The organism is Gemmatimonadaceae bacterium (assembly GCA_036003045.1).
GTDB lineage: Bacteria > Gemmatimonadota > Gemmatimonadetes > Gemmatimonadales > Gemmatimonadaceae > JAQBQB01.
In genome coordinates this window covers 1-22,120 of sequence record DASYSS010000098.1, presented here as the reverse complement: position 1 = coordinate 22,120, position 22,120 = coordinate 1, and the positions used below count along the sequence as shown (strand labels likewise).

The window sequence follows — 22,120 nt, the reverse complement described above, 5'->3', positions numbered from 1 at the left end:
GTCAGCCGAGGGCGGGGGTGGGCCGTGTCGGACTCACGATTCGTATTCGATGAAAGCGTCTCGAGCGCCGTGCTCGCGACCGAAGAGCCGGCCGTGGCGGAGACGCGCCGCGTGCGCGGCCCGCTCGGCGACGACGCGCTGCGCCGCATAGACCGGTATTGGGCGGCCGCGAACTATCTGACGGTCGGGCAGATCTTCCTTCAGGAGAATCCGCTGCTCAGGGAGCCGCTTCGTCGGGAGCACATCAAGCCCCGCCTTCTCGGACATTGGGGGACGTCGCCCGGCTTGAGCCTGCTCTACGCGCATCTGAATCGAGTGATCGTCGAGCGGGACGCGAACGTGATTTATCTCGCCGGTCCGGGACACGGCGGTCCGGCGCTCGTGGCCAACGTGTACCTCGAGGAAACCTACTCGGAGGTCTACGCCGAAGTCACGCGAGACATCGCCGGGATGCGACGGTTGTTTCGACAATTCTCGACGCCCGGCGGAATTCCGAGCCACGTCAGCGTTCCCACGCCAGGGTCGATCCACGAAGGCGGCGAGTTGGGGTACGTGTTGGTGCACGCGTTCGGCGCGGCGTTCGACAACCCGGACCTCACCGTGGTGGCCGTGGTCGGCGACGGCGAAGCCGAAACCGCGCCGCTCGAGGGGTCGTGGAAGTGCACGAGTTTCTTGAATCCGGCGCGCGACGGCGCGGTGCTGCCTGTGCTCCACCTCAACGGGTACAAGATCAGTGGGCCGACCGTCCTGGGCCGCGAGGACGACACAGCGGTCTGCGAGTTGTTGAGAGCCCAGGGCTATGAGCCGTTCGTCGTGTCGGGCGACGTGCCCGCCGAAGTCCATCAGAGTCTTGCCGCCGTGCTCGACGAATGCTTCGATCGAATTCGAGCGATTCAATCGGATGCGCGCGCGGGCATCGGCGGCGCGTCGAGCATTCGTGCACGCGCCACCTGGCCGGCGATCGTGCTGCGCACGCCGAAAGGGTGGACGGGACCGAAAGTCGTCGGGGACAAACCGGTTGAAGGCACGTTCCGCGCGCACCAGGTGCCTCTGCCGAATGCGCGAAGCGACCCGGACCAGTTGCAGGCGCTCGACGATTGGATGCGCAGTTACCGCCCGGAGGAGTTGTTTACCGATCAGGGCGGCCTCGTCGGCGAGTTGGCGACCCTCTCGCCGCGCGGCGATCGCCGCATGGGCGCAAATCCGCACGCCAACGGGGGGCGTCTGCTTGCCCCGCTCGTGCTGCCCGATTTTCGCCGCTACGCCGTCGACGTGCCGAAGCCGGCGCATGTTCGGCGAGAGTCGACGCGTACGCTGGGCGAGCTGTTGCGCGACACATTTCTCGCCAACGCCGCCCCGTCGAACTTTCGCCTCTTCTGTCCCGACGAGACGGACTCGAACCGGCTGTCCGCGGTGTTCGAGGTCGAGTCGCGGTGCCTCGTCGAGCGACGCCTCTCCATCGACGATCACGTGAGCGCCGACGGGCGCGTGATGGAAGTCTTGAGCGAGCATCTCTGCGAAGGTTGGCTGGAGGGGTATTTGCTCACCGGCCGGCACGGCTTGTTCGTGACCTACGAGTCGTTCGCAATGGTCGCCGCGTCGATGATCGTGCAGCATACGAAGTGGCTCGAGGAGGCGGTGAATCTGCCGTGGCGCGCGCCCGTCGCCTCGCTGAACATCCTTCTGACGTCGACATGCTGGCGGAACGACCACAACGGGTTCAGCCACCAAGGGCCCGGGCTCATCGACGTGATGTTGTCCAAGCGCGGTACCGTCGCGCGCATCTATCTGCCGCCCGACGCGAACACGCTGCTGTCCGTCGCCGACCACTGCCTGCGCTCGCGCAACTACGTCAACCTGATCGTCATCGACAAGCAGCCGCAGCTCCAATGGTTGTCGATCGACGCGGCGTGCGAGCACGCGGCGGCCGGCGCATCGACGTGGGCATGGGCCGGGAACACCGAGGACGAACCGGACGTGGTCCTCGCGTGTGCCGGCGACACGCCGACGCTGGAGACGGTGGCCGCGGCGTGGTGGCTGCGCCGCCTCGCTCCGGAGCTGCGCGTGCGGGTCGTGAACGTCGTGGACCTCATGAGCCTCTTCGCGCCGTCCATCCATCCGCACGGAATGTCGGATGAGCGGTTCGTCGCCCTGTTCACGCGCGACAAGCCGGTGGTCTTCGCGTTCCACGGCTACCAGTTCGCCGTGCACCAGCTGGTGCACCGGCGACCCGATCCGTCGCGCTTTCACGTGAGGGGGTTCAACGAGCAGGGAACGACCACCACGCCATTCGACATGGTCGCGCTGAACCACATGAGCCGTTTCCATCTCGCTGCTCTCGCCATCCGATTTTCACCGCTGTCGGCGCGTCGCGCGCACGACCTGACCGAAGAGTTGAGCAAGCACCTCGAGCAGGCCACCGCGTACACGCGCGAGCACTTCGAGGATCTCCCCCAGATTCGGGATTGGCGCTGGACGGACTGAGGAGTGCCACAAGCTCCGAGAGAAAACGTTAGCGTTCACGCTCGGCCCGCTCTGACAGGTCGGGCTTGGCCGTTGCAACGCTCGCAGACATGGCGACGCGCCGGCTGAATCGGGCTCGACTGCTACGACCGTACTGGCCGCTGCTCTCCGTCGCGTTCTTCGCGATGTTGGTCGAGGCAGGGATGGGACTCGCCGAGCCGTGGCCCCTCAAGGTCATCTTCGACTACGTCCTGGGGACCAAGCCGATGCCCGGCTGGCTCGCGGCGCACGTCGGCGACGCGAACAAACTCGGTGCGCTCGACGTGGCGGCGCTCGCCGTGATCGTCATCGCGCTGATCGGCGCGGTCGCGTCGTACTTCGACGACTTCCTCGCGACGACGGTGGCCAAGCGGGTCGGGTTCGACTTGCGCCATCTGCTCTATCATCACGTGCAGCGGCTGTCGCTCTCCTTCTATGACAAGCGCCAAACCGGCGACATGCTCGTGCGTCTCACCAGCGACATCGACTCGATCGAGAGCTTCATCGCCTCGGCGATGCTTGGTATTCTGTTCGACGCCTTGACGATTGTCGGCATGATCGGCGTGATGTTCTACCTCAACGCGCGTTTCGCATTGATCGGGTTGTCGGTGGCGCCCTTTTTGTTCGCGATGATCTACGGCTTCACGCGCCGGATCAAGCACGCCTCGCGCGACGTGAAGCAGAAACAGAGCGAGCTGGCGTCGGTCGCGCAGGAGTCCATATCGTCGGCGCGGGTCGTGAAGGCGTTCGCCGGCGAACAGCTCGAGGAAAAGCGGCTCGACAAGGAATCGCAGGCGATCGTCGACCTGAGTCTCCGCGCGCGCAGTCTCAAGGCGAGGCTCGGACCGCAAGTCGACGTGCTCGTCGCCATCGGCACCAGTGTCGTGCTCTGGTTTGGTGTCCGGCTCGTGATCGGCAACGAGCTGAGTGCCGGGGCGCTCCTCGTCTTCGTGCTCTATCTCGACAAAATGTACAAGCCGATGAAGGACCTGTCGAAGATGAGCGACACGCTGTCGATGGCGGCGGTGAGCCTCGAGCGGGTCGGCGAGCTGCTCTCGATCGACAGCGAAGTGCGCGAGCGGCCGAACGCCAAGCGCGCGCCGCGGTTCAAGGGGCGCATCGAGTTCTCACACGTCGCGTTCGGATATCAGCCGGACGGTCTCGTGCTCGAGGACATCGACCTCGTGGTCGAGGCGGGCCAGCGCGTGGCGCTCGTCGGCCAGACGGGCGCCGGCAAATCGACGCTCATCGGCCTGATCCCGCGGTTGTACGATTCGCTCAAGGGTGAGATCAAAATCGACGGCCAGGACGTCCGCGTCTTCACGCTCGAGTCGCTGCGCGGCCAGATCAGCTTCGTGCTGCAAGACGCGCTTCTCTTCCACGCGTCGATCGCGCAGAACATCGCGTACGGCAAGCCCGGCGCGTCGCAGGGCGAGATCATCCGCGCCGCGACGATGGCCAACGCGGACGAGTTCATCCGCCAAATGCCCGAGGGCTACGACTCCGTGCTCGGCGAGCGCGGTCAGACGTTGTCGACCGGCCAACGCCAGCGCGTCGCGATCGCCCGCGCGATCATCCGTGACGCGCCGATTCTCCTACTCGACGAACCGTCGGCGGCGCTCGACCCGGAGTCGGAGAAGGCGGTCTTCGACGGCATGTCGCGTCTGATGCAGGGGCGCACGTCCATCACGATCGCCCATTCCCGCGCGACGGTCGAGCGTGCGGACATGATTTTCGTCTTGGACGGCGGCGTGATTGCCGAGCAGGGAACGCACGACGAGCTGATGGCCGAGCGCGGGGTCTACGCTCGGCTCTTCGATACGCAGCTGCTCGTGTAGAGCTACGGCAGCTTCATGCCTTGGGTCTTTTGCCTCAAAACGGAATCCGGTCCGGTGCCCCCGTAGTGCGCCGTGGTGATCCCGGTGAGCTTGCCGCCGTCGAGGCGCACCCAGCCGTCGCTCCACACCTTGGCGTTCTTGCGACGCTGGCTCGCGAACGCCGCGCTCTTGAACATCAGAGTGTCGCCGGACATCCGCACCTGGAGCGGGGTCTTCACGCCTGATGGGAATTCGACCATCCAGCCGCTCGTGTCGGCGCTCGCCGTCATCGTGAACTTCACCGCGGTCGTGTCCTTGCCTGATTCCGGTGTGGCCGACATCTGCCATTTGCCGGCAAAGTCGGCGAGCGTCACCGCCGGCGTTGCCGGCGCGGGCGGTGCGGCCGCCGGGCCGAGTTTGGCCGTATCCTGTGCCTGTTCGTGCTTGACGCAGGCGGAGATGCACAGCGCCGTGACGAGCGCGATCCTGCTTCGTTGCGCGACGGACATAGGGCCTCTGGGGGCGAGTGTGGACGGGTGGGGGAGAGGCTACGCACGCACGATAGGGAGGCGTAAGAAACTGTCAAGCCGCCCGATGCACGGGAGCCCGCCGGATCGAATTCACTATTCGAGATGCGTCGCCGATTTGTACGAGGAGAACGGCGGAATCAGTTGCTGGGCCGAACGCGTAGCTCGACGATCTCCAACGCATTTCCGCGCAGCCGCAACTTCATCTCGGCGACGCGGGACGGACAGCAGTTGGCGTCGTTGGGTGAGTAGACCGCCGCGTCGCCGCGCAACGTTCGAACGTCGACGTGATACCCGTGGTTGACCGATTGTGGGAACTGGCGGTTCAGCGAATCGAGAAAGGACAGCCGCACGATGCTCCATTTGGCGTCGCGCCGGAGCAGAAAGTTCTGGCTGCAGCCGCCCGTGCCATTCACGCACCTGTCAATCGCGACGAGTACGGCGCCGTTCACCACCGCGACCTGCGGAGTGACCGACCGAAGCATTTCGGGTTCGAACCGGTAATGCCAGACCGGCGTCGCGAGCGTGTCGCGCGTTGCCGCTTGCGTGTCCACGCTGAAGAGAACGAGCTCGGATTCGGCGGCGGTATCCGCCGAACTTTTGGCCGGGTCGGTGAGTAACCACCGGCGGTGAGCGATCGATGAATACCAGCGCGATCCATCGGCGACCCCGATCGCCTTGAAGCCGAGCGAGACGCATGGACCGACCTGACGAACGTCCACGGTGTTGGCGCCGTCGCCGAGCTCGAGACAGCCCCGGCGCGCTGTCGCGATTGGAACAGCGGACGTTTTGAGAAAGTCACCCGGCGCGCCGTCAGCTTGCGCACGAACGGTCGTCGGACAAAACAGGGAGGCCACAACCACGCCGAACGGCGCCAGGTGTCGCGACCATTGGTGGATGCTCATTTGAGCTTGACCAAGTCACCCACCGCTTCCTTGTAAAGATCGCCGCACAGCGAGAGCACACGGCCGCGCGAGGCTTCACTGTCCGCGGGAGTCCAGCCGCCCGTCGGCCGATAGATCAACGCATTGACATGAAAGCACGTGAGCGCGCCGGCGGGCTTTCGCGCGATGGGTGCATCCGCCACGCCGCGCCAAGCGCACGCGACGCTGTCGCTCGCGGGGTAGGCGACCACACGAAACGAATACGCGGGCCCGTTCGAGGAAATGGCCGGTCGCGGATTGGCGGTCGCCCACGCGCTGTCGGCATCGCGCAGCATCCGGGGGTTCGGATAGCCGCCGGACTCCATGGCGCTCTCGAACCGCGATGCCACCCACACGGGCGCGACGGCCAAATACTGACTGTTCCACCAACAGTGCGGTCGCATCGCCGGCAGCGGCTCGGGCTCGACGTGGTGGCGGCAACCGGCCGCAAGAAGCGCGACCGTAAGCGCGAGGCGGACCGAGTGAATCCTCATTCGGCGCGGAGCGCGTCCATCGGATCGATTCGCAACGCTCGGTGCGCGGGCACGAGCGACGCAAGCGCGGCGACGGCGAGAAGAACGACGGCGATGCTGACGAACGTCGTGACATCGAGCGGAGCGACGCCATAGAGCAGGCCTCTCATCATGCCGACGACCGCCGCCGCACCCGCCAGCCCGATCGCGATGCCGATCGTCGCGAGCCGCACCCCATGCCCCACCACCAATCGACGAATCTCTTCGGGCCTCGCGCCAAGAGCGACCCGCACGCCGATCTCTCGCGTGCGTTGGCTGACCGCATAGGCGACCACGCCGTACAGCCCGACGGCGGACAGCAGCAACGCGATCGCGCCGAACGCCCCGAGCAGTGTCGTCGCGAACCGCGATGGGGACAGCGCCTGAGACACCAACTCGTCGGCGTCGGTCGCTTGCCCGAGCGTGATCCGCGAGTCGGTCTCCTCGGCGGCGTGACGAAGCATCGGCATCAACGCGCCGATCGGCAGCGACGAGCGCACCAACAGGCCGAGGGCGAACATGTTGATCGGCGGGTGCGTGTAGATCTGAAGGTCGCTTCGGTCGCCGCCGAACCACGGCACTCGCACGTCGGTCGCGATACCGACGACGGTGGTCCAATCGCCTTTCGGGCTCGTCCGAAACCGAGAGCCGAGGGCGTGGCCGTCGGGCCAGAGCCGGCGCGCGAGCGTGCGATTGACGACTGCTTCGTGAGCACCGGCGATCGTCGAGTCGAAAGTGCGGCCCTCGACGATCGGGATGCGCGAGACGGTGAAATAGTTCGGCGTCACGAGGCCCGCCGTGAACGATTTTACGGGCGATGGCTGGCCACCGCCCCCGCCTTCGCGCTGTACTTCGGCGCCGACGAGGAACCCGGTGCTCGGCAGTGTACCGACTGCCGCTCCGGTCACACCGGGCAATGCTGCGACGCGAGCCACGAACGCGGCGCGCAGGTCTTCCCGCTGCTGCACCTCGACGCCCCGAGCAAAGTGGATGCCGATCGACATGAGACCGCGCCGGTCGAAGCCGACGTCCATGTGCTGGAGGGCGACAAAGGAACGAACCAGCAGTCCCGCACCGACGAGGAGCACGAGGGCAAGCGCCACTTCACTGACGACGAGCGCGCCCCGAATTTTCCGCGCGACGAGATTCGCGGCTCCTCCGGCACCACCCGCGCTCGCGCGCATGGCGTCGCCGATCGAGTCGGTCGCCAGAATCGCCGGCGCGGCACCGAACAGCAGGCCCGACCCGAGCGCGAGGGCCGCGCTCCACAGGACGACGGCCGAGTCAAGGTGAACGGCCACGAGATGCTGAAGCGAAGGCGGTCGCATCGCGATGATGATGCGCAGCCCTTCCCAGGCGAGCAGCACGCCCAGCGATCCTCCGACGACCGCGAGCGTCAGGCTTTCCGCCATCACTTGCCTGACCAAGCGTGAACGCCCGGCGCCGAGCGCGACACGCACCGCAAACTCGCGTCGACGGTTCCATGCTCGAGCGAGCAGCAAGTTCGCGACATTCGCGCACGCGATGAGGACCAGCAGCCCCACGGCGGCGAACAGCACGCGCAACGTCGTCGCTTCGCGCGCTTCCACGAACTCGCGCGGGCGGACGACGCGCGCGCGCAGGTTCGAGTCGGAGATCGAGTCGGGAAGCGCGCGCACCGCGGCTTGCAACTCCGCGGACGCGACGTCCGTCGTCACGCCGGGGCGCAGTCGCGCGAACGCTCCAAACGTCGCGCCTTGAATCGCGTTGAGGTCGTACGGCAGCCAGACGTCGGGCGGAGGACTGAGCGACATCGGCACCGCCATCCCCGTGGGCGTCACGCCGATGATGACGTAAGGTTTGCCGTTGAGATGGATCGTCGAGCCGATGACGCTGCGTCGCCCCGCGTAGCTGCCGCGCCAGAGCGCGTGGCCGATCATCACCACGCCGGACCCGCTCCGCGCTTCGTCGGCGTTGAATGATCGTCCGAGCGCCGGCCGAAGGCCGACCACCCTCATGAACTCGGACGTGACCACGGCAGCCTGAATCGAATCGCGGTCAGCGGCTTCGTCGGCATGCACCTGTCGCTCGCCGAGGTTCGCGATGGCTTCGATGGTCGTGGCGTGCCCGGCCCACGCGCGCACCATCGATCCGGCCATCGGGAACATCAGGCCGCCGTCCGCCGACACCTGTCGAAGCGCGACCACTCGATTGCCGCCGGGGAAGGGCACCGGATCGAGCAGGATTCGGTTGACGACACTGAAGATCGCCGCATTGGCGCCGATGCCGATGGCGAGAGTGAACACGGCGACGAACGAGAATCCCGGGGACCGTCTGAACTGCCGGATGGCATAGCGCAGGTCGTACGCCCAATCGTCGAGCCACTCGGCCAGGAACAACCGGCGCGCGCTGACCCTTTCGAGTTTCTGGAATGCGCCGCGCAGCTCCTGCAGATCCCCAAAGCGACGCTGTGCCTCGGCCATCGCGTCGGATTGGCTCAGTTCCGGATTCTGCGTGCGGAGCTCGGCCGCTCGAGCCTCGAGGTGAAAGCGCCATTCGTCCTCGAGGTCGCGTTTCATTCGCTCGCGGGTCCACGGCAAGCGGACCAGGCGGCGCACGCCTGCCGGGACTTTCGATGAGAAGCGTTGCATCTCACGCCTCGTCGGGTTCCAACACGCCCGTCACGGCGGCCACGAAGCGCTTCCATGTCGCGGTCTCGCTGCGCAACGTCCGCCGGCCCTGCGTGGTGAGCGAGTAATACTTGGCGCGGCGATTGTTGTCCGACACGCCCCAGGCCGAGTCGATCGCGCCGGCCGCCTCGAGACGCTGGAGCGCTTTGTAGAGGGCGGAGTCGAGGATGTCGAGCTCGTGCCGCGTGCGTTCCTCGATGGACCGGGTGATGCCGTAGCCGTGCATGGGCCCGGCGGCGAGGGTCCGCAGCACGAGCACGTCGAGCGCGCCGTGGAGCAGCGCGTTGGCGTCGCGCGTCATCAGCTCTCCACTCACTAAGTGAGGGATCAAGTTGGCCGCGGGTTTCCCCGGCGTCAAGAGGCGCGACGCGGGACCGGGTAACGTCGCAGGGTAGCGCGTCGCGTACTGGCCGCACCGAACTAGAACGAGGTTCGGCCACGGTCTCGGCGCGCCGATTGTATCAATCAGGCAGCGCGGGGATGCCTCACCGGCCGAAGCTTCCGTTGATCGTGCCGGCGGATATGCCGAAGCGCACCATCGATCGGCTCTGGTCGAAATACGTGTTGTAGTAGTCCTGACCCCAGTAGCCGCTCACCAGGTACGCGATTTCGCGCGCCCAGCTCGGACGGTAGATGATGTTCGTCGTGAGCGGGAATCTGCCGCGGCCGTGAAACGGGACCGCGACGTCGCCGGAGAGATACGTGACGGCCACGTCGATCGAGATCGCGTTCCACTCGCCGTTGCCGTTGTGCGCTCCCTTGTGGCTGAGGTTGAAACCGACGTGCGGCCGAAGGTGGCTATAGTGCACGTTCGACGAGTCGTCATAGAGTCCATGCACTTCGATCGACGATCGCCCGGTGATGCTGGTGAGGGGGCTCAGGGCGACACCAATCACCCCGCCGCACTCGACGAAGTTCGTCGAGAAATTCCCGGTGTCGTGGTTGACCGAGCCGTCGGGATTGAGAAACGGGCCGCTCTGGCCGTTCGAATGATGGCTGACCGTGAGGAACATGAAGCGCGCGGTGGAATCTCGAACGCTTTGCACCGTGGGCTCGGCAAACCGATACAGGGTGATGCGCGGCATGTAGCTGGGCGTCTTCACCGGAACCGAGTTCGCGGCGAACATGCGCATCACGACTTTTGGAGTCAGCACGAGGGCGATGTTCTTGCCGGGCGTGACGAGGGAGAACGCCGGCGCGATGTTGCCCTCGAACACGAGGCGGGGCTGGCTGCCGGTCAGTGAGGTGCTCGTGATGTACGAATGCTCGAACTGCGCCCGCATCACGTCGGCCTCGAAATGGCGCATGCAGGCACGGACGGAATCGGTCAGCGAGTCGACCTTGATCTCGGGCTCGTGAGCGCCGCAGATCAGGGCGGGGGTCGACTGCGTCTGCTTCTCTTGGCCATTGGCGGTCCGGCCGGAGATTCCAACGGCCGCGATGACGAGAGCGGCGAGTCGAATGCGCATGGGGTGAGCGGCCTTGGGGGGAGGGGAGGGCGGCGTTTTCACAAAAGAAATACGGAAATTTCCATTAGAGTGTGACACCAGTCACCCGGCCGCGTTGAGATTTCGATGCTGACTGCGCAACCTCGTTGCTTAGCCGTCGTCCGAAAACCCGATTGGGGGCTTGGACAAATGACCTGTTCGCGCGCCGTATGGCCGATCGCGCTGACCGCGCTCGCGTCGTGCAAGACCGCCACTTCCGCTCTTCGCGTCGCTGGGGTCCGTCAAGGCAGGCGTGTCGCCGAAGCCGGCCCTGACGACGCACGACAGCATTTTCTCACGGCCGCTGCGGCCGTGACAGCGAGCGAGTCTAGCGCAGCCGCTTGAGCCAGCTGACGACGCCCGGCCCTACGACCTTCCGCATGGTTTCGCGGGCGAGGCTTTTCGCGCGAACTCCCGCGATTGTTCTCGAATCGCCGACGGCGACCTCGATCAACGCGGGTCCGTTCTCCGCGATCGCGGCCGCCATCGCCTCCGCGAAATCGTTCGCCGCGGTGAAATAGCGCGCGCCGACCGCGTCGGCGAACTGCTCGAGGTCGGGAACGAGCAGCTCGACGCCGCTCGCGCGTCCGAATTCCTTGAGCTGCTGAAGACGAATCAGGTTGAGCTGGCCGTCGTTGAACACGACGACGACGACCGGAATCTGCTCGCGTGCCGCCGTCAGCAACTCGAGTCCGGTCATCGCGAGTCCGCCGTCACCCATCACGACGACGACCGTTCGCGAGGGAGCGGCAAGCTTGGCGCCGATCGCCGCGGGAAGCCCGAACCCCATCGACTGAAGGTCGCTCGGATACAAGAACCCGCGCGGCGACAACACCGTGTAGTGCCGGCGGGCCAGCACTTGATGGAGACCCGAGTCGGTGACGAGAAATGCGTCGCGCGGGAGCGCGGCGCGCAGCGCGCCGAAGAAGGCGGCCGGCGTTCCTCCCTCGACGACCGGTTCGGGGGGATCCGTTGGCGTGGCCGAGCCGAAGCCACGTTGCAATTGCGCCACCTCGTTCGCCGACCACGTCGATCCGAAGCGTGGCGACGAAGCCAAAAGACGCGCGAACGCCCGAGATGGCGACGAAGACGCGTACGCGCGCGCGGAATATCCGTGCGGGAGGGTCGCGCCCGAATCCGACACGCAGACCACGCGCTCGGGGGAAAGCTTCAGTCGAAAGCCCGCCGTCGCGACGTGGCTGAGCCGCGTGCCGACGACGACGACGAGGTCCGCGCTCGAAACGACAGTCTGGATGTGATCGAACGACGTGCGCTGATCGTCGCAGCACAGCGACCACGCGTGGTCTTCCGGCATGACGCCGCGAGACGGTGCGGGGACGAGCACCGGAATACGACCGAGCGCCGCGACGTTCGCCAGCGCGTCGGCCGATCCGCTGCAGTCGCACGCGATGTAGAACACGGGCCGCGTCGCCGATGCGACAGCCTCCACCAACTCGTCGAGCGAAGGATCATCCGCCGCGCTCTTCGATTCGTCAGCGTCGGCGATCGTCGCGGTTGAATCAGTAGCTCGCTCGCGCAACGCGCGCGCCGAAAACTCGACGAATACCGGGCCCGGCTCCGGCGCCATCGACATCGTGAGCGCTTCGCGGACGACTCTCGGAATTTCTTCGCGCTCGTCGGCTCGCAGCACGGCCTTGACGATCGGGCGGGCGAAGGCCGCCTGATCGAACGCTTGAAACGACGGCTCGCCCGTCGGTCCCGTCGCCGGCGCGATCGTGAAGTGAACGAGTGGAACGCCGTCCAGCTTCGCCTCGACCAAGCCGGCGGCCGCGAATGCGACGCCCGGGCCGGAGATCGTGATCAGAACGCCCGGCGCCCCCGAGGCGCGAGCGTAGCCGTTGGCCATGAAGGCGGCGGCCAACTCGTGCGTCGGCACGATGGAACGGATGCGGCTCGAGCGCAGCGCGTCGTAGATCTCGACCGTTTGCGTGCCGGGCAACCCGAACACGCACTCGACGCCGTCGCGTTGCAACGCATCGCAGAATGCTTCGGCGCCCGTGCGCGGAGTCACGCGCTTCCCTCGCTCCCGTTTGCACCGCGCCGCGCGATGCGTCTCACGAGCGCGCCCGCCCGGCTTCGCGCGCGCGCGACCGCGGTGTCGGCCCGTTCGTTCCAGACGTAGCGACGCGAGCGCGGACTCTGGAGCACGAGCGAAAGCTCGAGCGTCCCGCCGAGTTGGCTCTTGAAGTGAGTGACCGGATTGAGCGACGCGTCGGTGAGGTCGTTTCCTTTGTAGCCGAGCGCGGACAGCGTCTCGAAGGCGCTCCAACGCAGGAATGCCGATGCGCCCTGTTTGTTGAGCTCGGGGTCCGCTCCGGCGCACGCGGTATGACTCACCGAGTGCGGTCCGAGCAGGACCAGCTGCGCGGCGGCCGGAGCGCCGTCCTTTGTTCGAACCTGATACAGCTTGCCCAAGCCGTTTCGCCCGAGCGCGCCGCAGAACTTGCGGAACGCCTCGCGAGGTAAATAGACACCCGCGCCATGGCGGTCGAGCGTCGCCTCGTGCAACCGGAAGAAGTCGTCGAACGAATCATCGGCGTCGCTCAGCGTCATGCCGGCGTTGCGCGCGCGATCGATGAGCCGGCGCAGATTCTGTTCGACTTTTCCCCACGCCGCCGCGAGGTCGAGCGGGACGACGTAGCTGTAGCTCGGCGCGACGCTCCATCCCTTCGAAACGAACGGTCGCACGTCGTGCAGCCCACGCGAGCGGAGGTTGATGCTGCCGAGCTGCATTCCCGACAGCGCCGTCTCCAGCGCCGTGAGAATCTTCACATGGCGCGCGGTCGCCTCGGACGGGTACGACGTCTCATACCGCCGGACGACGACGCCGTTGTAGTACAAGAGGAGGCGCGGAGAGACGAACGGCCCGCCGCGCGAGGTTCGCTCGTACAGCGCGACCCCGCCGACGATCTCCTCGCCGCGCATCACGCCGAGAATTCGGAAGCGTCCGCCGCCGGCGGTGCACAGCGCGTCGAGGTAGCCGGGAAGACTGTAGACGCTTCCTCCGGGCGCGCTCGCCACGAACTTCTCCCACGCTGGCCACGCATCTTGCTCGAGGGCTCGGACCTCGACGTCCCACCCCATCAGCCGGCGCGACGCAGGTAGGAGGCCACGCGCCGCTTGAGGAGCGTGGCCGTTTCGCTGAACGCGGGAAAGGGATCGCTCCAGCGCAAGACCGGCTGGGTGGACCGCAGCCACGACGACATCCACTCGAACGTGGTCAGCTCACCTCTCGCGTGCAGTTCTCGGCAGGCGAAGTAGTCGTAGTACGGATACACGCACGATTTGCCGAGGCGGTAGCCGATCGTCTCCGGGACGTCCTCGCCCAGCGCGTCGAGCACGGACATTCCACAAACGTTCACGCCGCATTGGCCGGCGAATTCGACGTACCACCACGGGCGGGCGTTGACCTCGATGAGTCGGCAGATACCGTCGCGCGCGTCGCGCTTGAACTCGGCGCTGAACATGCCGCGGTAGCGGACGTGCGAGAGCAGAGTCGTCACCGTGGCCACCGCGTCGGAAACGGCCGACGGATCGACGCTCTCGAAGAAGGTGCTGTTCCCGAAGTCCGCCGGGTACATGCGCAGCCGACGTCGAACGAACAGCGCCCGCCGCCGTCCGTCGCGGTCAATGAAGCCCTCGACGTAGTAGTGGTTCGACGGCGGCCCGGGTACGTACTCCTGTAGTTGTACCGCGAGGTTGAGTCGCCTGACGTCCGCCAGCCTGGCCGCGAGGTCGGCGTCGGTCGTCACCTGAAACGCCTTGACGCCGAACTGGCGGTGAAACGCGGCGGAATCGCGCGGCTTGAGGAACACGTGCTCGAGCGCCGACTGCGGCCGCGGGGCTCCTTCCTCGTCGGCATCGATCGGGATCGTGCGGGGATGCGGAAGCGCGAGGTCGTCCAGCACGCAGGCGAGGCGCCCTTTGTCGATGACGGTCTCCAAGCAGGCGTAGCTCGAAAGGCTCGTCGGAAAACGCTCGGCGACTTCCGACGCACACTTCGCGACGCGCAATGCCCAGTCGTCCTCGCAGGGCAACAGAACTGCGCGGTCGAGGGGTAGGCCAGACAGCCACTCCGGAAGATCGGTTCGCGGACTGGCGCTCGAGGTGGAGCGCGGGGCGGCTCGGAACCAGCGCGATTTCTTCGCGATGCCCGGCCGGTCGCTGACGACGAGCGGCGTAAATCCAGCGCGACCCAGCAGGCGAATAGCACCGAGCACGGTCAAACCCGATCCCAGGACCAGGACAGGCGGTCTCGGCGTGCTCACGCCTGAGAATCTTAGTGGTTGGCGAACTCCGCTGAAAGGCAAAATAAACTTTCCTTTATGCGCTCACTGGGTCACTGCGGGGGGTGAGCGAACCACACAGACGGATGAGGTGGACCGAGGCAAGAACGACAAACGGCCGCGCGGCGCGGACAAATTGCGTCGGCGGCGTCCCGGCAGGTTCCGCGGGCCCCCCGGCCGCGGTTCTGAGGCCAGAACCTCCGGAGATATAGTATCGGCACCGAACTCCGGACTGCGAGACTGCCGGATCCGGAGACTGGGGAACTCCGAGGCTGCGGCGGTCTCGGCCATGGCACTTTCGGGCGATGGCAGTTTCGGCCTCGGGCAGTTTCGGAGATGGCCGTCCCGGAGCCCGGGACTCGTTCCAAACCTTCTCTTCCATTAGAGTGTCTAGGTGAGCATGACGCGCGGCCTCGACCTCCTTCAAGGCACCCTCGATCTCATCGTCCTCAAGTCGCTTTCCTGGGGACCGATGCACGGCTTCGGACTCGCGCGATGGATTCAGCACACGACCGAGGACCTTCTCCAGGTCGAGGAAGGGTCGCTGTATCCGGCGCTCTATCGCATGGAGAACAAGGGCTGGATCAAGGCGCAGTGGGCGCTCACCGAGAACGGGCGTCGCGCGAAGTATTATCGACTCACGGCGAGCGGACGGCGCCAGCTCGATGCGGAGTCGGAATCGTGGGCCCAGCTCACCGGCGCGATCGGAAAGATCATGGCCGCGCGGCGAGAGCCGGCGTGATCCCGGGCGACGACCGCGTTCCCGCGTGGCGCCGGTATGCGCGATTCCTCCGCGGGAATCCAACGCGCGACGTGGACGAGGAGCTCGACTTCCATCTGCAATCCACGATCGAGGAGCTGATAGCGGCGGGAATGTCGCGCGACGCCGCGCGTGACGCGGCGAAGCGAAAGTTCGGCGACGTCGATCGCATCGGGGAAACGCTGTACACCCTCAGCCGGCAGCGGGAGAAGACGATGCAACGAACCGAGTGGTGGCAGACGATCAAGCAGGACGTCGCGTTCGGCGTCCGACAACTGCGGAAGGCTCCGGGATTCACCGCCGCCGCGTTGGCAACGTTGGCACTCGGCATCGGCGCCAACAGCGCGATTTTTAGTGTCGTGTACAGCGTGATGCTCAAGCCGCTGCCGTTCGCGAACAGCGACCGCATCATCACCGTCGGTGAACGCACTGGCGCGAACGTCAATTCCGTGACCTTCGGGAATTACGCCACGTGGCGCGACAACGCGCACTCGCTCGCCGTCATTGGCGCGTTCTGGGGCGGCGGCGATCGAACGATGACCGGCCGCGGCGATCCGGCGCCGGTCAAGACGCTGTCGACGACGGGCAGCTTCTGGAACGTCGAGTTCATCCCGCCGGTGCTCGGCCGCTACTACAGCGCCGACGACGAGCGCCAGAGCGCGACACCGGTGGCTGTTGTGTCCGAGAGCTTCTGGCGCACGCGACTCGGCGGTGACTCGTCGATCCTCGGCAAACAGATCACGCTGGACGGGACCGATTACACGGTCGTCGGCGTCGCGCCGTATGATCACACCATCGGATGGCCGGCGGAGCTGGTCTGGGTGCCGATGAAGGTGCCGCCGGCACGCTGGAACGACCACAGCGATCACGAGCTGTCGGTTCATGCGCTGGTGAAGCCGGGTGTGTCGATCGACCAGGCGCGCAGCGAGTTGTCCGGGATCGAGCGGCGACTGGCCAAAGAATATCCCAACTCGGGGTTCGAGGACGTCGACGTCCATCGTTACGCCGACGACATGGTCGGACCGGTCAATCGCACGCTCCTGCTTACGCTGCTTGGCGCGGTGATGCTCGTGCTGCTCATCGCCTGCGCCAACGTCGCCAACCTGCTGATCGCGCGGGCGAAGACGCGGCGAGCCGAGATCGCGATTCGCGGTGCGCTGGGCGCCTCACGCGGCCGCATCGTCGGTCAACTGCTCGTCGAGAGCTTGATCCTCGCTCTCACCGGAGGTGTTCTCGGTCTGGCCGTCGCATGGGGCGGCGTTCGATTCCTGGTCACGAGTCCCGCGGGGATGGCGCGACTGCGCGATTCAACGCTCAATGGGGCGGTCGTGGCGTTCACGTTCGCCGTGGCGGTGGCCTGCGCGGTGCTCTTCGGCCTTTTGCCCGCCCTCCGCGCCGCGCGAACCGATCTTCAACAAACGCTGCGGGATGGCGGCCGCGAGGCGTCGGTGTCGGCGCGCGATCGCGTGCGTGGGTTGCTCGTCGTCGGCGAGCTGTGTCTCGTGCAAGTGCTGCTCGTCGGCGCTGCGCTCCTGATTCGGAGCGCGATGCTTGTGCAGGCCGTTCAACCCGGATTCGCCACCGACAATCTGTTGATCACCAACATCATGCTCCCGCCGCGGCGCTACGCCACGGCGCCCGGAGCGCTCGAGGCGGGCTTTCTCAGGCTGGATGAAGCGCTCGCCGCGATTCCGGGTGTGAAGTCGGTGGGGCGCACGTCGCTCGCACCGGTGCAGCGCGGCTGGCAGTGGAACTGCAACGCGATGCGTCCGGGGAGCAACGGCCACGACGACGGCGCCTTCGGCGCGAACATGCGCGGCGCCAATGCGGCGTACTTCGGTGCGATTGGGGAGCCCGTCATTCGAGGGCGCGCCTTCAACAATACGGACGTGGCCGACGGGCCGCCCGTCGCGATTGTCACGCGTGGGTTGGCGCACGATCTGTACGGCGACGCCGACCCGGTGGGGCAGCTGATCACGAGCTGCGCGTCGACGACCAACAGCGGACCGGTGTGGCGCACGATCGTCGGCGTGGTCGGCGACACGCACGCGAAAGGGAAGGCCGTCGATCCGCCGCGTGAGATGTACATGCCGAGCGCGCAGTGGCCGCAGAACTTCTCGATGGCATATCTGATTCGCGGTGCGCTCCCGGTTTCGACGCTCCTCCCGTCGATCCGCCGCGCGGTTGCAACGGTGGACCCGGATCTCGCGCTTTCCGGCACGACGACCATGGAGACGGCATTCTCCGATCTGCAGGCAAAACCGCGCTTCACGATGTGGCTACTCATCCTGCTCGGCGGAACGGGACTCGCGCTGGCGATCGTCGGCGTCTATGGCGTGATCGCGTACCTCGTCGCGCAGCGCACGCACGAATTCGGAGTTCGTATGGCCCTGGGCGCGCAAGGAGGGGCGTTGCAGTGGATGGTGCTCCGCGAGGGGATCGTGCTCGGCGTCGCAGGAGTCGCCGCTGGAACGGTTGTCGCGAGCGGGCTCGCGAGGTTTCTGGCGGCGCTGATGTACGGAATCACGACGCACGACGTGAAGACGTACGCCATCGTCGCGGCGCTCCTGGCGCTGGTGGCGGCGGTTGCGAGCTATGTGCCCGCCAGGCGGGCGACGAGGATCGACCCGCTCGAAGCGCTGAGAACCTGAACGGCCTTCTCCGCATCCGTATTTTCCAAGAGTATGCTGCAGCTACTCAGGAACAATCGGGTTCCGGCCTCCGCCGTTTCGTCGGAACAGGCACAAACGCACGACAACAGCCCGGAGCTTCTGGACGCCTACTCGACCGCCGTCGTGGGCGCGGTCGATCGGGTCGCGCCCGCGGTAGCGCATCTCGAGATCTCGTTGAACGCTTCTCCGGGTCGTCGCACGCGCGGACGCCGACCGCCGGATTCCGAACGCACTGGTGCCGGTTCGGGTTTCGTTTTGACGCCCGACGGGTTCATTCTCACGAACAGTCACGTCGTCGAGAACGCGTCGACGATTCGTGCAACCTTCGCCGACGGCGAAAGCCATACGGCGGAGTTGGTCGGCGTCGATCCGGACACCGATCTTGCGGTGGTTCGCGTCGATGTTCCGTCGCTGGTCGCCGCGTCGCTCGGCGACTCATCGCGCCTGCGTGCGGGGCAAGTCGTGATCGCGATCGGCAATCCGCTCGGCTTCTCATCCACCGTGACGTCCGGCGTCGTCAGCGCGCTCGGTCGCACGATGCGCTCGCAGTCGGGACGTCTGATCGACGGGGTGATTCAGACGGACGCGGCGCTCAATCCGGGGAACTCCGGCGGTCCGCTGGTCGATTCGCGCGGGCAAGTCGTGGGGATCAACACGGCGATCATCGCCGGAGCACAGGGGATCTGTTTCGCCGTTCCGGTGAACACGGCGCGCTTCGTCATTCCGCAATTGATTCGCCACGGACGTGTGCAGCGCGGATGGATCGGCGTGAGCGGCCAGACGATCACGCTCTCGCGGCGGCGGGTCCAAATCAGCCATCTGGACAGTGCCGCCGGGGTGTTGATCACGGCGGTGATGCCGAACAGTCCGGCCGAGTCGGCGGGGCTGCGCCCGCGCGACATCGTCGTCGAGCTGGCCGGCACGAGCGTCGCCAGCGTCGACGACCTGCAACGCCTCCTCGCGCAGGAGCGGATCGGGAAGACGGTTCCGATCACGATCGTTCGAGACGGAGCCCGGCGGATTTTCCCGATCATTCCGGCCGAGAATCCGGCGCGCTAGTTTCGCGCCGACAAGACGGAGATCGGAGAGAACGATGTCGCGCGCGTTCGTGAACGAAGACGCCGGGGGAGGGCCGGGGAAGCAGTACGTCCTTCCCACACGCGACGATCCGTCGTTCGACGCGGTGGCGGCGGAGGTGCTGCTCGAGGCCGCGCGCGAAGGTGAAACGGCCAGCGCCGAACAAGCCACCGGATACTATTGGGGCGAACCCAAACTGCACGAGCACGTGCGGCGGATTCGCGCGCGCGCCGAGGCGAGCGGCGACGACCGGCTCGAGTCGCTGGCGCGCCGATTTCTGCGTTAAGCCGGCCGTTCGCGGATCATCAGCAGCGCCGGTCCGTCGGGCGTGTCGACTTCACCCACGCGACGAAACCCAGCCTTCTCATACGATCGAATCGCGCGCGCGTTGGTCGGGCTCGGATCGGTCTGCACGTGCGTGGTCGTCGGATCCTCGAACAATCGGTCGACGAACGCACGTACCATCGCCGAGCCGATTCCCTGGTTCAGCCGCGCCTCGTCGGCGAGAAACTGATCGATGCCGAGAACGCCGGGATCGCGCTCGTCCGGCCACCAGCCGTCGCCTGAGTACGCGGCGACGTACGACTGTATGAAACCAATCGGCGTGCTGTCGAGATGCGCGATGTAGGCGCGCGGGAACGACGGGTCGTCCGCGTTCCCCAAATACTCTTCGCGCACTTCCTCCATCGATGGCGTCGGCGTCCACACGGCCGCCACGTGCGGGCGGCTCAGCCACTCGTGCAGCATTGGAACGTCGGACGTCGTGAGAGGTCGGAACAAGAAATTCATGTGACGCGAATCAATGCCGTCAGACCGGCCGTTCTCCTTTCACCGTGACCCGGTTTCCTTTTCTCTCATTGGGCCAGTAGTCCCAGATCGCCATGTGCTGCGTGCAGCGATTGTCCCACAACGCGACGTCGTTCTCGCGCCAGCGAAAACGGGTCTGGTACCAGGGGCTTTCGGCGTGGTTGAACAGGAACTGGAGAACTGCCTTGCTCTCGTCCTCCGGCAAGCCTTCGATCCGCGTCGTGAACGTCCGATTCACGAACAGCGACTTCCTCCCCGTGTCGACGTGCGTCCGGATGATCGGGTGGACCGCGGTTGGGTAGACTTTGCCCGCGTCTTTCACACCCCGATCGGAGTAGCGGCCCCGGTAGATGTGCTCGGACTCGTGCACCGCGCATAAGCCCTCGAGGTATTGTTGCATGCGCGGAGAGAGGTCGTTGTAGGCGGCGTACATGCTCGCGAAGAGCGTGTCGCCACCAGACGGCGGGAGCAGATGGATCTGAAGGATCGAGCCGAGCGGCGGCTCCACGTCGCACGACACGTCCGAATGCCAGAACTCGCCGTTGGCGATCTTCGAGTCCTTGTGTGCGTGGATCACGAAGACCTCGGGATGACCCTCCATATGCGGCGCGGCAGGGTGGAAATGCAGCGGGCCGAAGCGCTTGCCGAACGCCACGTGTTGTTCCGGGGTCATCGGCCGCTGGTCGCGGAAGAAGATCACCGCGTATTCGTGGAACGCGTCGAGGACCTCGTTCCACTGATCGTCGGACAGCGGCTGCGTAAGGTCCACGCCGCGAATCTCGGCGCCGATGACCGGCGAGCAGGGCGTGACCTGAATGGTTCGATAGTCCATGGGAGCTAGTATGGCCGACGGTCGAAAGGGACGGAAGGACGAGGGCGGAACGGCTGGCGAAACCGCCAGATCGGCGCTTTCGTACAGGCGTCAAGCGACTCCGGTCCGCGACGAACACCAACGGAGAAATCGGCGATGAAGGACATTGTCCTCGTGCTCGGCCTGGCGTGCCCGCCCGTAACCATCCTGCTGGGGACGCTGTGGATCATGGCCCTCAAGCGCGCGCAGCGAGCCGAGACGATGCTCGATCGCATGATGCTCACGCAGCAGATCCGCGGCGAAGCGAAGGATCCGAACTCACGCGTGATGGACGCGCTGGATTCGCTCGCGATCGAGGTCGAGCGCATCTCGGAGGCGCAGCGGTTCACCGCGCGCATCCTCGCCGACCGTCACGACGCGCCCGCGCGGCCGTCGTCGCTGCCATCGACGGTCATCACGCCGCACTAGCCGCGACGCGGCTCACTCTTTCGCGGGGCGCGGAATCCAGCTCACGCGCATCTGATCGAGCAGCCCTTGTTGGCGCTCGGTCAGTTGGCTTTTGATGCGGACCATGAGCGTCATCTGTGTGAGCTTCATGTCGCGCTCCAACGTCAACACGCGACCGACCTCGTCAAGCACGCTGGGCTCGTCGGGCGTGAAGACCTGCAGGAGACGCTGCAGCTTCTCCACCTCGGCGCTCATCTTGAACTGAACGTCGACCACCTTGGCCTGCGCCTCCTTGACGGCGTCTTGAATCGCCGAGCGTTGCTTGTCGGTGAGCCCGAGGGCCTCTTGGTTGCCCATCACCAGTTCCGGCGGATAGAGAAAACGCGCGAGAGGGTCAGCGGCCGGTGGCGGGGCGACCGTCGGCGACAGGTTTCCTGGAACGTTGCGGGCGGCCGGCGCCGGCACGGGGACGCAATCGCTCGCCGCAGGCGCGATGGGCCTCCCATCGACGACGTATATCGGGCATACCGCCACGCCCGTCTGAGGCGGGCGCGCCGGTGCGGGCTGCTGCGCGGCCGCCGCGCTCGTCGCGAGCGTGACTACGAACGGGATGAGCGTGGTACGCATGATCAATCTCCTTTGCGCCAGAGCGTGGACGCCGTCGCGCCGTCGAGAACAGATGAGAGAAGCGGAGGTGGCGAGAGCACGATGTGCCCGCTCACGGGAACGAGACTGCTGGTCGGCGACTGCCAACTGATGATCGACTGGGCCGCCGCGTCGTCGGTCGCGAAGAATCGTTGAG

Annotated in this window: 19 protein-coding genes; 7 read left to right on the top strand and 12 right to left on the bottom strand. The window is 66.2% G+C overall.

Annotation, left to right across the window (positions count from 1 at the left end):
* The first annotated feature begins 24 nt into the window (after window positions 1–24).
* Together VGQ44_21120 and VGQ44_21115 are read left to right on the top strand one after the other, a co-directional pair.
* A complete protein-coding gene (locus tag VGQ44_21120; GenBank protein HEV8449339.1) occupies window positions 25–2,484 on the top strand; it encodes a phosphoketolase family protein in 2,460 nt (819 codons plus the stop codon).
* 89 nt (window positions 2,485–2,573) lie between these two features.
* Window positions 2,574–4,340, top strand: coding sequence for an ABC transporter ATP-binding protein (locus tag VGQ44_21115; GenBank protein ID HEV8449338.1), 1,767 nt, complete (start codon window positions 2,574–2,576; stop codon window positions 4,338–4,340).
* Between the two features lie 2 nt (window positions 4,341–4,342).
* Here VGQ44_21115 and VGQ44_21110 read toward each other — a convergent pair whose 3' ends face one another.
* The 9 genes from VGQ44_21110 to VGQ44_21070 form a co-directional block, all read right to left on the bottom strand.
* Window positions 4,343–4,828, bottom strand: coding sequence for a hypothetical protein (locus VGQ44_21110; protein HEV8449337.1), 486 nt, complete (start codon window positions 4,826–4,828; stop codon window positions 4,343–4,345).
* 158 nt (window positions 4,829–4,986) lie between these two features.
* Window positions 4,987–5,751, bottom strand: coding sequence for a hypothetical protein (locus VGQ44_21105; protein HEV8449336.1), 765 nt, complete (start codon window positions 5,749–5,751; stop codon window positions 4,987–4,989).
* Complete coding sequence (locus VGQ44_21100; protein HEV8449335.1) at window positions 5,748–6,263, bottom strand: hypothetical protein; 516 nt, start codon at window positions 6,261–6,263, stop codon at window positions 5,748–5,750. Before VGQ44_21100 ends, VGQ44_21105 begins: the two co-directional genes overlap by 4 nt.
* Complete coding sequence (locus tag VGQ44_21095) at window positions 6,260–8,911, bottom strand: ADOP family duplicated permease (protein ID HEV8449334.1); 2,652 nt, start codon at window positions 8,909–8,911, stop codon at window positions 6,260–6,262. The genes VGQ44_21100 and VGQ44_21095 overlap by 4 nt, the downstream gene beginning before the upstream one ends.
* A 1-nt stretch (window position 8,912) precedes the next feature.
* A complete protein-coding gene (locus tag VGQ44_21090) occupies window positions 8,913–9,251 on the bottom strand; it encodes a PadR family transcriptional regulator (GenBank protein HEV8449333.1) in 339 nt (112 codons plus the stop codon).
* A gap of 184 nt (window positions 9,252–9,435) precedes the next feature.
* Entirely contained in the window at window positions 9,436–10,419 is a 984-nt protein-coding gene (locus VGQ44_21085; protein ID HEV8449332.1) for a hypothetical protein, read from the bottom strand.
* A 346-nt stretch (window positions 10,420–10,765) separates the two neighbouring features.
* A complete protein-coding gene (locus VGQ44_21080) occupies window positions 10,766–12,469 on the bottom strand; it encodes a thiamine pyrophosphate-binding protein (GenBank protein HEV8449331.1) in 1,704 nt (567 codons plus the stop codon).
* A complete protein-coding gene (locus VGQ44_21075) occupies window positions 12,466–13,479 on the bottom strand; it encodes a GNAT family N-acetyltransferase (protein HEV8449330.1) in 1,014 nt (337 codons plus the stop codon). The genes VGQ44_21080 and VGQ44_21075 overlap by 4 nt, the downstream gene beginning before the upstream one ends.
* A 62-nt stretch (window positions 13,480–13,541) precedes the next feature.
* Window positions 13,542–14,726: a hypothetical protein gene (locus tag VGQ44_21070; protein ID HEV8449329.1), complete on the bottom strand. Its 1,185-nt coding sequence runs from the start codon at window positions 14,724–14,726 to the stop codon at window positions 13,542–13,544.
* Between the two features lie 418 nt (window positions 14,727–15,144).
* Between VGQ44_21070 and VGQ44_21065 the strand changes: the two genes are divergently transcribed.
* From VGQ44_21065 to VGQ44_21050, 4 genes are read left to right on the top strand one after another with little or no spacing between them, the layout of a single operon-like run.
* Complete coding sequence (locus VGQ44_21065; protein HEV8449328.1) at window positions 15,145–15,486, top strand: PadR family transcriptional regulator; 342 nt, start codon at window positions 15,145–15,147, stop codon at window positions 15,484–15,486.
* Complete coding sequence (locus VGQ44_21060; GenBank protein ID HEV8449327.1) at window positions 15,483–18,155, top strand: ABC transporter permease; 2,673 nt, start codon at window positions 15,483–15,485, stop codon at window positions 18,153–18,155. The genes VGQ44_21065 and VGQ44_21060 overlap by 4 nt, the downstream gene beginning before the upstream one ends.
* Window positions 18,156–18,188: 33 nt before the next feature.
* Complete coding sequence (locus tag VGQ44_21055; GenBank protein HEV8449326.1) at window positions 18,189–19,235, top strand: trypsin-like peptidase domain-containing protein; 1,047 nt, start codon at window positions 18,189–18,191, stop codon at window positions 19,233–19,235.
* A gap of 34 nt (window positions 19,236–19,269) precedes the next feature.
* Window positions 19,270–19,539 (top strand): hypothetical protein, encoded by a 270-nt coding sequence (locus VGQ44_21050; GenBank protein HEV8449325.1) that lies wholly within the window; start codon window positions 19,270–19,272, stop codon window positions 19,537–19,539.
* Here the strand turns inward: VGQ44_21050 and VGQ44_21045 are convergent.
* Window positions 19,536–20,042 carry a GNAT family N-acetyltransferase gene (locus VGQ44_21045; GenBank protein HEV8449324.1) on the bottom strand — a complete coding sequence of 169 codons (507 nt, stop codon included), beginning with the start codon at window positions 20,040–20,042 and terminating at the stop codon, window positions 19,536–19,538. The two genes, VGQ44_21050 and VGQ44_21045, sit on opposite strands and share 4 nt — an antisense overlap.
* Window positions 20,043–20,061: 19 nt before the next feature.
* Window positions 20,062–20,892 (bottom strand): TauD/TfdA family dioxygenase, encoded by an 831-nt coding sequence (locus VGQ44_21040; protein HEV8449323.1) that lies wholly within the window; start codon window positions 20,890–20,892, stop codon window positions 20,062–20,064.
* 135 nt (window positions 20,893–21,027) lie between these two features.
* Here VGQ44_21040 and VGQ44_21035 point away from each other — a divergent pair, with 135 nt between their 5' ends.
* Window positions 21,028–21,339 (top strand): hypothetical protein, encoded by a 312-nt coding sequence (locus VGQ44_21035; GenBank protein ID HEV8449322.1) that lies wholly within the window; start codon window positions 21,028–21,030, stop codon window positions 21,337–21,339.
* Between the two features lie 12 nt (window positions 21,340–21,351).
* On the opposite strand, the gene VGQ44_21030 is transcribed toward VGQ44_21035, so the two are convergent.
* Entirely contained in the window at window positions 21,352–21,945 is a 594-nt protein-coding gene (locus VGQ44_21030; GenBank protein HEV8449321.1) for a hypothetical protein, read from the bottom strand.
* Between the last annotated feature and the right edge of the window lie 175 nt (window positions 21,946–22,120).

What these genes read in the sequence shown, in the direction of transcription:
- VGQ44_21115 (HEV8449338.1), top strand. Translation starts at nt 2,574, where the DNA reads ATGGCGACGCGCCGGCTGAATCGGGCTCGACTGCTACGACCGTACTGG.
- VGQ44_21110 (HEV8449337.1), bottom strand. Translation starts at nt 4,828, where the DNA reads ATGTCCGTCGCGCAACGAAGCAGGATCGCGCTCGTCACGGCGCTGTGC.
- VGQ44_21105 (HEV8449336.1), bottom strand. Translation starts at nt 5,751, where the DNA reads ATGAGCATCCACCAATGGTCGCGACACCTGGCGCCGTTCGGCGTGGTT.
- VGQ44_21100 (HEV8449335.1), bottom strand. Translation starts at nt 6,263, where the DNA reads ATGAGGATTCACTCGGTCCGCCTCGCGCTTACGGTCGCGCTTCTTGCG.
- VGQ44_21095 (HEV8449334.1), bottom strand. Translation starts at nt 8,911, where the DNA reads ATGCAACGCTTCTCATCGAAAGTCCCGGCAGGCGTGCGCCGCCTGGTC.
- VGQ44_21090 (HEV8449333.1), bottom strand. Translation starts at nt 9,251, where the DNA reads ATGACGCGCGACGCCAACGCGCTGCTCCACGGCGCGCTCGACGTGCTC.
- VGQ44_21085 (HEV8449332.1), bottom strand. Translation starts at nt 10,419, where the DNA reads ATGCGCATTCGACTCGCCGCTCTCGTCATCGCGGCCGTTGGAATCTCC.
- VGQ44_21065 (HEV8449328.1), top strand. Translation starts at nt 15,145, where the DNA reads ATGACGCGCGGCCTCGACCTCCTTCAAGGCACCCTCGATCTCATCGTC.
- VGQ44_21055 (HEV8449326.1), top strand. Translation starts at nt 18,189, where the DNA reads ATGCTGCAGCTACTCAGGAACAATCGGGTTCCGGCCTCCGCCGTTTCG.
- VGQ44_21050 (HEV8449325.1), top strand. Translation starts at nt 19,270, where the DNA reads ATGTCGCGCGCGTTCGTGAACGAAGACGCCGGGGGAGGGCCGGGGAAG.
- VGQ44_21045 (HEV8449324.1), bottom strand. Translation starts at nt 20,042, where the DNA reads ATGAATTTCTTGTTCCGACCTCTCACGACGTCCGACGTTCCAATGCTG.
- VGQ44_21040 (HEV8449323.1), bottom strand. Translation starts at nt 20,892, where the DNA reads ATGGACTATCGAACCATTCAGGTCACGCCCTGCTCGCCGGTCATCGGC.
- VGQ44_21035 (HEV8449322.1), top strand. Translation starts at nt 21,028, where the DNA reads ATGAAGGACATTGTCCTCGTGCTCGGCCTGGCGTGCCCGCCCGTAACC.
- VGQ44_21030 (HEV8449321.1), bottom strand. Translation starts at nt 21,945, where the DNA reads ATGCGTACCACGCTCATCCCGTTCGTAGTCACGCTCGCGACGAGCGCG.